Source organism: Streptomyces sp. NPDC015127 (assembly GCF_043080095.1).
Lineage (GTDB): Bacteria > Actinomycetota > Actinomycetes > Streptomycetales > Streptomycetaceae > Streptomyces.
The window spans coordinates 340,535-352,819 of record NZ_JBIBVE010000010.1 but is presented as its reverse complement, the minus strand read 5'-3'; the positions used below and the strand labels follow the sequence as shown (position 1 = coordinate 352,819).

The window sequence follows — 12,285 nt, the reverse complement described above, 5'->3', positions numbered from 1 at the left end:
TTCCACGGCATGTCGCTCGGCTCCCTCGCCGTCACCGGCAACGCCTTCAAGCGCGCCGGCGCCGGCATCCCCCTCGTCCACGGCACCCCCATGCCGTACGACAACTACCTCGGCGGGCGGCTCCCGGACTTCCTGTGGTTCGAGCGGCTGCTGGAGGACCAGGGCTCCGGACTCAACAAGCCCGCCGCCGTGATCGTCGAGACCGTCCAGGGCGAAGGCGGCATCAACGTCGCCCGCCCCGAATGGCTCCGCGCGCTCGCCGACCTGTGCAAGCGCCAGGACATGCTGCTCATCGTCGACGACATCCAGATGGGCTGCGGCCGCACCGGCGCGTTCTTCTCCTTCGAGGAAGCCGGCATCACGCCCGACATCGTCACCCTGTCCAAGTCCATCAGCGGCTACGGACTCCCCATGTCCCTCTGCCTGTTCACCCCGGAGCTCGACATCTGGGAGCCGGGCGAGCACAACGGCACCTTCCGCGGCAACAACCCCGCCTTCGTCACCGCCACCGCCACCCTGGACACCTACTGGGCCGACGGCCAGATGGAGAAGCAGACCCTCGCCCGCGGCGAGCAGGTCGAACGCGCCCTGCGGGACATCGCGGCCGCGCATCAGGACGCGGGCCCGCAGCTCCGCGGCCGCGGCCTGGCGTGGGGCCTGGAGTTCGCCGACGTGAACCGCGCGGGCGCCGTCGCCCGGCGCGCCTTCGAGCGGGGACTGCTCGTGGAGACGTCCGGGCCGCAGGGCGAAGTGGTCAAGCTGCTGCCGCCGCTCACCATCAGCGCCGAGGAACTCGACGAAGGTCTCGAGATCCTGGCTCTCGCGGTGCGGGAGACGTCCTGACGGTCCGGCCCCGCCGGCCGGCCGTCACCCTTCGAGCCGGCTGAGCCGCTCCAGCGCGTCCGCCACCGTGGCCTTGCCGGCGGGCAGCAGCGGCAGCCGCACGTCCGGTGTGGGAATCAGGCCCCGCTCGTGGAGGACGCCCTTGATCACGGTCGGGTTGGGCTCGCGGAACAAGGCGGCCGACAGCCGGGCCAGCGCGTGCCCCAGGGAGCGGGCCTGCTCCACGTCCCCGTCGCGCCAGGCGTCCACGAGGCCGGCGAACCGGCGGGTCGCCAGGTGCGCGGAGGCCAGGATGCCCCCGGAGGCGCCCATCGCGAGCATGGGAGAGGCGAACAGGTCGTCGCCCGCCATCACGCAGAATCCCGGGGGAAGGTCGCCGAGGAGCTCCACGGTGTCCTGCCCGATGAGCCCATTGGCGTACTTGACGGCCACGATGCCCGGCACCTCGCCCAGCGTCCGCAGGGTGGCCGCGCTCAGCGGGAGGGCGGTGCGGTACGGGATGTCGTACACGACCAGCGGCACCGGGCTGACCGCCGCCAGTCGGGTGAAGTGGGCGATCACGCCCTCCTGGGAGGGGCGGGTGAAGCTGGGGACGGTGACCAGGGCGGCGGTCAGCCCAGGCCATCGCCCGAGCTCGGCGAGGGCGGCCTCACTGGCCCGGGTGTCGTTCGAACCCGCCCCGACGGTCAGCGGCGCGCCGCGTTCGGAGCAGACGCGCAGACAGGTCTCCACCACGGTCCGCCGCTCCTCCCCGTCCAGGGTGGCGACCTCGGCCGTGGTCCCCAGCGCCACGATGCCGGCGGCACCGGCGTCCAGGACCGTGTGCGCGAGCCCTTCGAGGGCTTCCCGTGCCACGTCCCCGGCCGCGGTGAACGGGGTGATGAGGGGGACGTGGATTCCCTGCGGATACGCCTGCTCTGTCATGGGATCGAGCGTGCCCCGGCCGGCGACGCAGGTCCAGTTCGTCTTTCTGAAGCGAGGAATAAGCTGAGCTGATGCTCGATGTCCGACGTCTGCGGCTGCTGAGGGAACTCTCCTACCGGGGCACCATCGCGGCAGTCGCCCAAGCACTGTCCTTCACCCCGTCCGCCGTCTCGCAGCAGCTCAACATCCTCGAACGGGAAGCGGGAGTGCCGCTGCTGGAGCGCACCGGCCGCGGCGTCACCCTCACCCCGGCGGGCCACCGTCTCGTCGCCCACGCGGAGGCCGTGCTGGAGCGGCTGGAACAGGCCGCCGCCGAACTCGTCGACCTCCGCACCGGCCCGACGGGCCCGGTCCGCATCGGCGCCTTCCCCACCGCGGTCAGAGCCCTGCTGCCCCCCGTCCTGACCGCTCTCGCGGACCACCACCCGGGTCTGGAGCCCTTGATCTCCGAGATCGACCCGGCGGGAGTCGCCCACGCGCTGCGGGCAGGAGATCTGGATGTCGCGCTCCTCCACGAGTACGACTTCGTCCCCACGCCCGCGGAGCCCGGTCTGAGCTCCGAGCCCCTGCTCACCGAGCCCATGTACCTGGCCTCCCCCGTCACCCGGGAGGAGGCCCCGGACGCCCCTTCCGCGATCACCCGCTGGAGGGACGCCTCCTGGATCACCGCGACCTCCGAGACGCTCTGCTACGCGATGACCATCCGGGCGTGCCAGGCCGCGGGATTCACTCCCCGCATCCGCCACCAGGTCGACGAGTTCGCCACCGTGCTGCTCCTGGTGGCGGCCGGCCAGGGCGTGGCGATCGTGCCGCACCTGGGCATCGCCGACCCACCGCCGAACGTGGCGCTGACGCGCCTGCCCATCGAGCGGCGCACCGTCGTCGCCTACCGCAGGGGAGCCGCCGGGCATCCCGCGGTAGAGGCCGCGGTCACAGCGCTGCGCAAGGCCGTTCCGCCGGAACTGGAGAAAGAGCGCTGATCGCCGCGGCACGGCGGCTCCCCCGGCCTGCGGACGACGTGCGCCGTCCGCAGGCCGGGGAGCGGCCTCAGGCGCCCCGCCGCGGGGAGACGTGCTCCCGCTCGTGACTGCGCGGGACGATCCCCCGGGAGAGCACCACGGTGCAGGACGGGCAGCACAGGTCCTCCCCGACGGCCTCGCGCAGCCGTGACAGGGCCCTGCGCCACGCCGTCCGCACGACGGCCCGCCTCACGCCGGCGTGTCCGCCTGGTGGGGTACGAGCTCCAGGCGCGCGTCCGCACCCGCGACGATCGGCGTGGTGTCACGGCTCACGAGGAACTCGGGCCGTGCCGGATTCGGCGGGGCGTTGTCGACCGCGTTGTAGGTGATCAGCAGCAGCGCCCTGCGGTCCGCCGACAGGTTGTTGGACGACGAGTGGACGATGCTGGGGTGGAAGGCGTGCACCGAGCCGGCCGAACCCGTGATCAGGCTCTTCCCGTTGTCGCGGGCGAGGGCCTCGGCCCGTTCCGTGGTCACCGTGTACGTCAGGTTCGCCGACACGTGCCGGCGCCAGTCCGAGGCGCCTCCTTCCCCGTCGTCCTCGGGAAGGTCGAGAAGGCCCAGGGTGTGCGATCCGGGGACGACGACGAGCGGACCGTTGCCCTCGTGGATGTCGTCCAGGGCTATGGCGATGTTGACGGCGTCGGGACTGGGCATGCCGTCCTCCTCGCTCCAGAACGCGTAGTCCTGGTGCCACGGCCAGGCAGCCCCTTCATGGGCCTGCTTGAGGTTCACCTTGAACTGGTAGACGTAGACCGGCTTGCCCGTCAGCGCCTCGGCCAGGGCCACCAGCCGCGGATGCCGCACGAGCGCGGCGCACACCTCGTCGAAGGCGTGGCAGCCGTGGATGGCGCGTACCGTACCGGTGCCCTCCTCGTACACGACCTCGGGCCTGCGCTCCCGGCTGATCGACGCCACGCGCTCCCGCAGCAGCGCGACGGTGTCATCGGTGAACCGGTGGGGCAGCGCGCACCAGCCGTCCTTGTCGTATGCGGACCTGAGTTCGGTCAGGGACACGTCCATCGCGACGGACACGTGGTCTCTCCTCAACTGTTCTCTGCATCGGTCATCAGGAAGCCGTCTGTTGCGGACGGCGGGTCAGGAATGCCTGAGGGAAAGGGCGCGCCGGTCGACCTTGCCGCTCGGCGTGCGCGGGAACTCGTCCTCCACCAGCACGTACGCCGACGGCAGCATGTACTCGGGGAGCAGGCCGGCGAGTTCCTTGTGCAACGTGGTGTGGCCCGGGCCCGGAAGGCCCGTGGGGCGGTAGTAGGCGACAAGGCGGGTGTCGCCCACGCCGGTCGACGCGGTCAGGACGACGGCGTCGGCCACGCCCGCGAGGGAGCGGAACCGGGCCTCGACCTCGCCGAGCTCGACCCGGTAGCCCCTGATCTTCACCATGCCGTCCTTGCGGCCGAGGAACTCGATGCTCCCGTCCGGGAGGAAGCGTGCGACGTCTCCGGTCCGGTAGAGCGTTCCCTCGTAGCCGTCCAGCGGGTGGGGGACGAACTTCTCGGCGGTCGGATCGGGGCGCTGCCAGTAGCCCTGCGAGACGGGCGGGCCCGCGACGCACAGTTCACCGGGCACCCCGGCGGGCCGCGGGCGCAGGTCCTCGTCGAGGACGACGACCTGCGCGCCGTTGATGGGGTATCCGATGGTGGGCATGAGCGGCCAGTCGGCCGGGTCGCCGTCCAGGCGCAGCGACGTCACGCTGTGCGTCTCCGTCGGCCCGTACTGGTTGAACAGGGTCGCGCCGTCGAGCCCGCGGAAGAAGTCCCGGATGGCGGGGGTGACGTGGAGTTGTTCACCCGCCGTGACGCACTCCTTGAGAGCGGGCGTGGGCAGGCCCATCGCCGTCGCGTAGTAGGCGATGCTCTGGAGCGCGACGAACGGCAGGAAGATGCGCATCACCCGTTGCGCGGCGATGACGTCCAGCAGGGCGTCGTAGTCCGTGCGGACCTCCGCGTCGATGACGACCAGGGTGCCGCCCGTGGACCAGGTGCTGAAGAACTCCAGGAACGAGGCGTCGAAGCTCAGCGCGGAGAACTGGAGCGTACGGTCGCCGACGCCCGCGGCGGAGTCCCGGCACTGCCAGTCCACCAGTCCCGCGACCGGGCCGTGCGGCATGGCCACGCCCTTCGGATGCCCCGTGGATCCCGACGTGTACATCAGGTACGCCAGGTCGTCCGGTCCGGTGGCGGGGAGCGGCGCGCCCTCCTCGTCCGGGGCCGCGGGCCGTTCCCAGTCCGCCGGTTCGAGGATCCGCACGGTCTCCGGCACCGTGCACCGGTCCCTCAGCGCCGGCTGGGCCAGCAGCGTGTGCAGCCCGCTGTCCCGGATCATGTAGGCGAGCCGTTCGGACGGGTAGGCGGGGTCCAGCGGCACGTAGGGCGCGCCGGACTTGAGGACGGCGAGGACGGCGACGGCCGTGTCGAGACAACGGTCCATCAGGATGCCGACGGGTCGGCGACCTTCACTGGAGGCGGCCAGCAGACGGGCGAGCCGGTCGGAGGCGGCGCCCAGTTCCTCGTACGTCAGCTGCCGGTCGTGCCAGACGGCGGCCGGCGCGTGCGGGGTCCGCCGGCGCTGCGCCTCGAACGCCTCGTGCACGAGCGGCACGGCGCCGGCCGGGGCGGGCGCCCGGGCCCAGGTCTCGGTCACCAGCTCCACCTCCTGCGGCGGGAGCACCGCGAGCTCCCGGAGGGGCCGGTCCGGCTCGTCGACCGCCGACGCCAGCAGCCGGGTGTACCGGTCGGCGATGCGGCGGGCGGTGGCCGGTTCGTACAGATCCGTGGCGTAGTCGAGGAAGCCGCGGAACGTTCCGCGGTCGGCGGCGATGTCGAAGCACAGGTCGAACTTGGTGGTGCCGGGATGGACGTACAGGCGCTCCGCGGTGACGCCCGGCAGGTCCAGGCCCCGGTCATCCGTGTCGTCGACCGCCACGACGGTCTGGAACAGCGGGAACCTGCCGAGGTCCTCGGCGGTGACGGTGTCCCGCACGATCCGGCCGAAGGGCACGTCGCGGTGTCGCATCATGCTCAGCGCCTCGGACCGGGCCGCCCCCACCAGGTCGCGGAAACAGGCCGCCGGTTCCACGGCGAGCCGCAGCGGCATCAGGTCGCTCAGACACCCCATGACGCCCGCCAGCTCGGCGCCGCCGCGCCGGGAGACGGGCGTGCCCAGCACGATGTCCCCGCCGGATCCGTGCCGGTGCAGCAGGGCGGCGGCAGCGGCCGCGAAGACGGTGAACGGTGTCGTACGGGCCGCACGGGCGAACCGACGCACGCCGTCGGCCACATCGGCGGGGACACGGAACGGGACGCGCGCTCCGCCATGGCCGAGCTCGGCGGGGCGGGGGCGGTCGGGCGGGATCGTCGACGTCTCCGGAGCGCCCTCCAGGCGGGTGGTCCAGTGGCGGAGGTCGGCGTCGGCCACAGGCTTCGCGCGCTGGGCGTCCGCGTACCGGCCCAACTGCGGGGCCGGCGGCAGGGGCGCGGGCGCCACGGTGTCCGGAGCGCGCCGTACCCGGTAGAAGTGGCTGAACTCGCGGTCCAGCAGGGCGAGGGACCAGTCGTCCATGACCAGGTGGTGGATGAGGACCGCCAGCACCCAGTCGTCGGCGTCGACGCGCAGCAGCGTGGGGCGCAGTGGCCCGTCGGCCGGGTCGAGGGGCTCGGCCGCGAGGGCCCGCAGCCGGTCCGCCACGCCGGCCGGTGCGCACTCCTCACGCACCAGGGGACGGCAGGGCCGCTCGCCGGCTCTCTGGGTCAGGACACCGGCCTCCAGCAGGAACCGGCTGCGCAGCGCTTCGTGCCGGAGGACCACTTGGTCGAGGGCCCATTCCACGGCGTTCGCGTCGACGTCGCCGGTGAGCCGGTGCGCCCACAGCGCCGTGTAGCGCGAACGGCCCTCGGTGAGGGCGTCGTTGAGCCAGATCGCCTCCTGCTCGCGGGTCAGCCGGTGCGCGGTGGGCGGGGCGGAGGCGGCCGCGGCGCTCTCGCCGGGCTGACGGGTCACGGTTCACTCCGTTCGGGTGCGGGTCGCCGGTCCGCGGATGCGGCGGCGCGGGGGCGCCGGCGGCGCCTCTGCCGGATCGCCAGCCCGCCCAGGGCCGCACGGTCCAGCTTTCCGTTGGGCGTGAGGGGGAAGTCCTCGACGGCGCAGGTGACGGCCGGGACGAGGAACTCGGGGAGCAGGGCGGTCAGCTGGTCGTGGAGCGCCAGCGGATCCGTCTCGCTGCTTTCCGCGTCCCCGCCACGGGCATCGGCGCCGGCCAGGGTGTAGAACAGCGCGGTTCCGGTCACGGAGCCGTCGGAGGCGCTCATCGGCACGACGACGCTCCTGCCGACTCCGGCCACCGACGCGGCGGCCGTCTCGATCTCGGCGGCCTCCACCCGGTGTCCGCGGATCTTCAGCTGGCGGTCCGTCCGGCCCCGGAAGTGCAGGGTGCCGGTCTCGTCCCGGTACCCGAAGTCGCCGGTGCGGTAGGCCCGTACCGGCTCGCCGTCGATCTCGACGGTGACGAAGGCGCGGGCGGTGAGTTCGGGCTCGCCGAGGTAGCCCAGAGCGAGCCCTTCTCCGGAGATGTGGATCTCGCCAGGGTCGCCCGGGGCGCATGGGCGGCCCTCCGGATCGAGGACCGCCACCGAGGTGAACGGCACCGCGGTGCCCAGCGGGATGCCGTCCTCGCGGTCGCAGTCCTCGGTCAGCACCCGGTGCGACGCCGCGTGCATGCAACTCTCCGCGGGCCCGTAGCCGTTGACGAGCGTCACCCCGGGGTGCCGGGTGAGGAACGCGCGGGCGTGGCGCGGCGACATCCGCTCACCGCCGACGTACACGTGCCCGAGGCCGGTGAAACTGCCGGGATCCTCGTCGATGAAGAGGTGGAACAGGGTGGTCGTGAGGCGCAGGGTCGTCAGGCCCTCGTCCTCGATCAGCCCGCGCACGGTCTGCGGGAGCAGGTGGTCGCCGTCGGTGAGTACGGAGGTGCCGCCCGTCATGAGCTGTCCGAAGAGCTCGTAGGCGTACATATCCCACCACGGCGGCGCGGCCTGGGGCATGACGTGTCCCCTGCCGAAGCCGGCGGGCGGGACCGCGCGGAACATGCGCGTGACGGCCCGGTGCGGCAGGACGACGCCCTTCGGTCTGCCCGTGGTGCCGGATGTGAAGATCACGGCGGCCGGGTCCGAGGGGACCGGCCGTTCGGGTGGTGCGGCCCGCTCGCGGAGGGCGGCCGCCCGCAGGAGGTCGCCGGGCGGCGTCCTCAGGACGGGGGTCGTGCCGTCGGAGGATGCGGCGCCCTCCGTGACGAGGACCGGAGGGCCGCCGAGCATGCCGAGGACGTCACGCAGCCGGGATGCCGGCCACCGGGGGTCGAGGCTCGCGTAGGCGGCACCGCGCTTGAGCACCGCCAGCTGGACCGCGACGAGTTCGGGCGAGCGGGGCAGGAGCAGCGGCACGATGTGCCCGCGGCGCACGCCATGGGCGTCGAGGGCGGCGGCGTACGACTCGGCGGCGGCGTCCAGGGTGCGGAAGTCGATTCGCCGGCCCCGGTGCACCAGCGCGGTCGCGGCCGGGGTGGCGGTCGCGTGCCGGGACACCGCCTCGTGCACCAGAGGGGAGCCGGTCGGGGAGCCGGTCGCGGGAGAGAGGTGTCGGGACGGCTCAGTCACGGCCGCCGTCCCCGTGTGCGGTGAGCAGTTCGACGAGATCGGCCAGGACGTCGTGTTCGAGGATGTCGACCGGGGTGGGGGCGTGGCCCGTCTCCTTCTGGAGGCGGACGCACAGCCGCATGGCCTGGAGGGACGTCCCGCCGAAGTCGTAGAAGCTGTCGTCGAGTCCGACCCGGTCCACTCCGAGGACGTCGGCCATCAACGCGGCGACCCTGGTGGCGAGTTCGCCGCTGGGCGCACGGTAGGGGACGTCGCACAGGTCGTCCCGCGACTGCCGTGGCGTCGCCCCGCCGGTCAGGGCTTCGGGTGCGGTGGTCATGCGGCACCCTGCTCGGAGACGGCGGCGGCGAGTGCCGTGACGGTGCGGTGGCGCATGATCAGGCGGACCGGGAGCCGGGTGCCGAGCTCCTGGCTGAGCTCGACCATGACCTGCACGGCGGTCAGGGAGTGCCCGCCGTGGACGGACATGAAGGGGTCGTCGTCGGTGAACTCGGCGTGTCCCAGCGTCCGTTCCCAGACGGCGCGGATCAGCGGCCGGAGCTCGTCGGCGGTGCGCGGCGGGATGCTCTGGGTCTGCGTCATGTGTGCGTTCTCTCCTTGGGTTCTCATGCCTGTCCTGCCGGGGCGGTGGCCGCAAGCCGACCGCTGCGCCGGTGGAAGACGGCCGCCTGTCCGACGACGAGCAGGGTGTTGGCGAGGGCCAGCGAGGCCCACAGGGCGGACAGGCCGCCGGCGACGGCGACCGGGACGGCCGCGAGGGCCAGCGCTCCGTAGCAGGCGGTGAAGACGACGAGGCTGGGGACGGTGTCCTTGAGGGCGATCAGCCCGAATCCGAAGACCGCCTGCAGGGCGTCGGTGACGACCACCAGCAGGATCAGCAGCAGCAGACCGGTCACCTGGTCGTGCAGCGCCCGGTCACGGGTGAAGAGGGACACCACCGGGTCACGCAGCAGCACCAGGACGCCGCCCAGCAGGAACACGGCTCCCAGGGCCACCTTCGCCCCGGCCCGCACGCCCCGGCGCAGACCCGGGACGTCATGGGCCTTGATGTGCGGGGCCATCAGCGGAATGGTCGCCTGGCCGATGGCCACGGCCGCGGTGAACATCAGGTTGACCAGCGAGACGGCGACGCTGTGCGCGGCGGCGCTGCCGGTCCCCACCCGCGCGACAGCCAGGGACAGTACACCGAGGACGGCGAACTTGACGAGCACGGTCGCGGCGAGCGGCACGCCGACCCGTGCGAGCCGCAGCACGGCCCGCGCCTGCGGCCGCCCGATGCCCAGCCGCCTCCCCGCCAGGACGGTGGAACGGCGCAGTCCGACGTGCGCGACCACGGCGCTGATCACGCTCGCCGCCAGCATCGCGGCACCGGCGCCCGGCAGCCCGAGACCGGCGAAGGAGCCCACGCCGTTGACCAGGACGAGGGAGAGCACGACGGCGGCGGCGGTGCCTGCCGTTCCGGCGCGCATGACCAGCCTCGACCGGCCGAGCCCCACGAGGGTGGACGTCGCGCTGTTGCCCACGGCGGCGACGAGCACGCTGGCGGCGAGCAGCACGGGAAACCCGTCCAGCTCCGACAGGGTGCTCTCCGGCACGCCGGAGAGCCTGCCGATGACCGGCACCGCGGCGACCGCCGCGGCACCCGCGCATCCGGTGACGACGCCGAGCCACATGCCGTCGCGGACCACGGGAAGCAGGGCGTCGGGATCGTCGTCCTTGGCCGCCACGAAGGGCATCACGCCCCGCATGGCGCCGGCGACGGTGGCGGTGGCCGGCACGTAGACGGCCATGGTGAGGGCGAAGGCGGCCAGGGAGACCGTGGCGTGTCTGCCCAGCACGGCGGTGTCCACCAGGGTCCCGGCCGATGACGCGATCATCGTCAGGTACAGCGGGAGCGCCGCCGTGACGATGCGCCGGACAGGATCGCGGGTGTCCCGCTCCGCGGCCGCGGCGTCCGCCTGTCGGGGGTTCCGCGTCATTCCCATACGGACTCCCGGTGCGGGACCCGGGCCGCGGCGGCTTCCCGGACATCGTGGGCCAGCCGGGCACCGAACGTCTCGGCATGGTCGAAGAGATAGAAATGCCCGCCCGGCCAGGAAGTGACGGTCGTGTACGCCGTGGAGTATTCCGACCACGGCTCGACGATTTCCCGGTGCGCCGCGGCGTCCCTTTCTCCGTAATAGACGGCTATGGGTACGGAGACCGGCCCTGCACTTCTTTCGTAGGACTCCAGGACCGCCAGATCGGAGCGGAGTATTTCGATCAGGTAGTCCATGAGGTCGGGCTGCTCGAAAACCTCGTCCGGGGTTCCTCCCAGGTCCTTCAGAAAACGGACGAGCTGTTCGCGGGTACGGAGGTTGCGGTATCTGCCGTCCTGGCCCGACAGGTGAGGTGCCGGGCTGGCGGAGACGCCGAGCAGCACCGGCGGTGTGCCGGCCGCCTCCAGTTCCCGCACGAGTTCACGGGCGACCAGCGCACCCATGCTGTGCCCGACCACCGCGTACGGACCGGTGATCTCGGCGCGCACGGCGGGAAGCAGCCAGGAGACGGCCTCCGCCATGCCGGAGCACGCCGGCTCGCCGATCGATGCGCCCCGGCCCGGGAGTTCCGTCGCGAGCACCCGCCAGTGGTCCGGAAAGACTGAGCGCAGCGGGAGAAAACTGACCGCGGACCCCCCGGCATGGTGCACGAGGAAGAGAGTGAATTCCTCGCCGTCCGCCGCCCTGACGCGCCGTTCGGAACCATTTCTGATATCCCTCAGCCTCGGCACGGAGAACATTGCCTCCGACGCGGGCCGTGAGTAGGGTGACTGACCGTGTCTTTGCCCTGCGTGCATTGAACTTTCCTTGACCGGGAGGCTGCCGTGAGCAGAATTGCGTTTCTTTTTCCGGGCCAGGGGTCTCAGGTACCCGGAATGGCTTCGGATCTGATGGACCGATACCCCGGCCTCTTGCGCCCCTATTTCGAGAAGGCGGACGAGGCCCTCGGGATCGAGTTGAGCAGGCTGTGCTTCGAGGGTGATCCCGAGGAGCTGAGGGACACGTCGGTCACCCAGCCGGCCGTGTACCTGGCGAGCCTGGCCGCCGCGACCGTACTCCGCGACAGGGGCGTCCGGCCGGCCGTGGTGGCCGGGCACAGCCTCGGCGAGTACACCGCGCTGGTGTGCGCCGGGGTGCTCCACTGGGTGGACGCCCTCCGACTGGTGCGCGCCCGCGGGCTGCTGATGTCCGAGGTGAACCGCCGCACCCCCGGCCGGATGGCTGCGGTCATCGGGCTTCCCGCGGACCGGGTCCGGGAGTTGTGCGACGAGGTGTCCCGCACGCGGCAGCTGGTCGTCGAGGTCGCCAACTACAACTCGGCGCGGCAGACCGTCGTCTCCGGCGTCGCCGACGGGGTCGACGAGGTCTCCCGCAGGGCCGGCGAGGAGGGTGCGAGCCATGTGGCCGCGCTCAAGGTCGGCGCCCCCTTCCACTGCTCCCTCATGGCGGACATCGCGGCGGAGTTCGGTGAGCACCTGGACGCCGTGACGTTCACGGCGCCCGGCCTCCCGGTCGTGGCCAACGCGACCGCCGGATATGTGCACTCCGGGGAGGAGGCCCGGGAACTGCTGCGCCGTCAGCTCTCCTCCCCCGTGCGCTGGCAGGAGACGCTCGCCCTGCTCGCCGCGGAGGAGGTGTCGGCGTTCGTCGAGGCCGGTCCCGGACGGGTGCTCACCAACCTCGCCCGCGCCGAGCACCCGGCGGTGGCCGCCATGACGGCGGGCACCGAACGGCAGATCGGCCAGGCGGTGGAGAAGCTGAACGCAGCCCTCGTGTGACGGACGCCCG

Annotated in this window: 12 protein-coding genes; 3 read left to right on the top strand and 9 right to left on the bottom strand. The window is 72.5% G+C overall.

Annotation, left to right across the window (positions count from 1 at the left end):
- Positions 1–843 (top strand): aminotransferase class III-fold pyridoxal phosphate-dependent enzyme (locus tag ACF08N_RS21635; protein WP_392326261.1); only part of this gene is annotated, 843 nt, incomplete at its 5' end.
- A 24-nt stretch (positions 844–867) separates the two neighbouring features.
- On the opposite strand, the gene ACF08N_RS21630 is transcribed toward ACF08N_RS21635, so the two are convergent.
- Complete coding sequence (locus tag ACF08N_RS21630; protein WP_392326260.1) at positions 868–1,767, bottom strand: 4-hydroxy-tetrahydrodipicolinate synthase family protein; 900 nt, start codon at positions 1,765–1,767, stop codon at positions 868–870.
- 71 nt (positions 1,768–1,838) lie between these two features.
- Between ACF08N_RS21630 and ACF08N_RS21625 the strand changes: the two genes are divergently transcribed.
- On the top strand, positions 1,839–2,747 hold the full coding sequence (locus ACF08N_RS21625; protein WP_392326259.1) for a LysR substrate-binding domain-containing protein: 909 nt from the start codon (positions 1,839–1,841) through the stop codon (positions 2,745–2,747).
- A gap of 67 nt (positions 2,748–2,814) precedes the next feature.
- On the opposite strand, the gene ACF08N_RS21620 is transcribed toward ACF08N_RS21625, so the two are convergent.
- The 8 genes from ACF08N_RS21620 to ACF08N_RS21585 form a co-directional block, all read right to left on the bottom strand.
- Positions 2,815–2,979 (bottom strand): hypothetical protein, encoded by a 165-nt coding sequence (locus ACF08N_RS21620; protein WP_392326258.1) that lies wholly within the window; start codon positions 2,977–2,979, stop codon positions 2,815–2,817.
- Positions 2,976–3,821 (bottom strand): phytanoyl-CoA dioxygenase family protein, encoded by an 846-nt coding sequence (locus tag ACF08N_RS21615; RefSeq protein ID WP_392326257.1) that lies wholly within the window; start codon positions 3,819–3,821, stop codon positions 2,976–2,978. Before ACF08N_RS21615 ends, ACF08N_RS21620 begins: the two co-directional genes overlap by 4 nt.
- A gap of 63 nt (positions 3,822–3,884) precedes the next feature.
- Positions 3,885–6,803, bottom strand: coding sequence for an amino acid adenylation domain-containing protein (locus tag ACF08N_RS21610; RefSeq protein ID WP_392326256.1), 2,919 nt, complete (start codon positions 6,801–6,803; stop codon positions 3,885–3,887).
- Positions 6,800–8,458, bottom strand: coding sequence for an amino acid adenylation domain-containing protein (locus ACF08N_RS21605; protein ID WP_392326255.1), 1,659 nt, complete (start codon positions 8,456–8,458; stop codon positions 6,800–6,802). The genes ACF08N_RS21610 and ACF08N_RS21605 overlap by 4 nt, the downstream gene beginning before the upstream one ends.
- On the bottom strand, positions 8,451–8,777 hold the full coding sequence (locus tag ACF08N_RS21600; RefSeq protein ID WP_392326254.1) for a phosphopantetheine-binding protein: 327 nt from the start codon (positions 8,775–8,777) through the stop codon (positions 8,451–8,453). The genes ACF08N_RS21605 and ACF08N_RS21600 overlap by 8 nt, the downstream gene beginning before the upstream one ends.
- Positions 8,774–9,040, bottom strand: a complete 267-nt coding sequence (locus ACF08N_RS21595; protein WP_392326253.1) for an acyl carrier protein — start codon at positions 9,038–9,040, stop codon at positions 8,774–8,776. Before ACF08N_RS21595 ends, ACF08N_RS21600 begins: the two co-directional genes overlap by 4 nt.
- Positions 9,041–9,063: 23 nt before the next feature.
- Positions 9,064–10,443, bottom strand: a complete 1,380-nt coding sequence (locus ACF08N_RS21590; protein WP_392326252.1) for an MATE family efflux transporter — start codon at positions 10,441–10,443, stop codon at positions 9,064–9,066.
- On the bottom strand, positions 10,434–11,237 hold the full coding sequence (locus tag ACF08N_RS21585) for a thioesterase II family protein (RefSeq protein ID WP_392326251.1): 804 nt from the start codon (positions 11,235–11,237) through the stop codon (positions 10,434–10,436). Before ACF08N_RS21585 ends, ACF08N_RS21590 begins: the two co-directional genes overlap by 10 nt.
- 84 nt (positions 11,238–11,321) lie before the next feature.
- Here ACF08N_RS21585 and fabD point away from each other — a divergent pair, with 84 nt between their 5' ends.
- Positions 11,322–12,275, top strand: a complete 954-nt coding sequence (fabD, locus tag ACF08N_RS21580; protein ID WP_392326250.1) for an ACP S-malonyltransferase — start codon at positions 11,322–11,324, stop codon at positions 12,273–12,275.
- Positions 12,276–12,285 lie beyond the last annotated feature (10 nt).

Bases quoted from the DNA above. Each gene is read 5' to 3' on its own strand.
- ACF08N_RS21625 (WP_392326259.1), top strand. From the start codon at position 1,839: ATGCTCGATGTCCGACGTCTGCGGCTGCTGAGGGAACTCTCCTACCGG.
- ACF08N_RS21600 (WP_392326254.1), bottom strand. From the start codon at position 8,777: ATGACCACCGCACCCGAAGCCCTGACCGGCGGGGCGACGCCACGGCAG.
- ACF08N_RS21630 (WP_392326260.1), bottom strand. From the start codon at position 1,767: ATGACAGAGCAGGCGTATCCGCAGGGAATCCACGTCCCCCTCATCACC.
- ACF08N_RS21595 (WP_392326253.1), bottom strand. From the start codon at position 9,040: ATGACGCAGACCCAGAGCATCCCGCCGCGCACCGCCGACGAGCTCCGG.
- ACF08N_RS21590 (WP_392326252.1), bottom strand. From the start codon at position 10,443: ATGGGAATGACGCGGAACCCCCGACAGGCGGACGCCGCGGCCGCGGAG.
- ACF08N_RS21585 (WP_392326251.1), bottom strand. From the start codon at position 11,237: ATGTTCTCCGTGCCGAGGCTGAGGGATATCAGAAATGGTTCCGAACGG.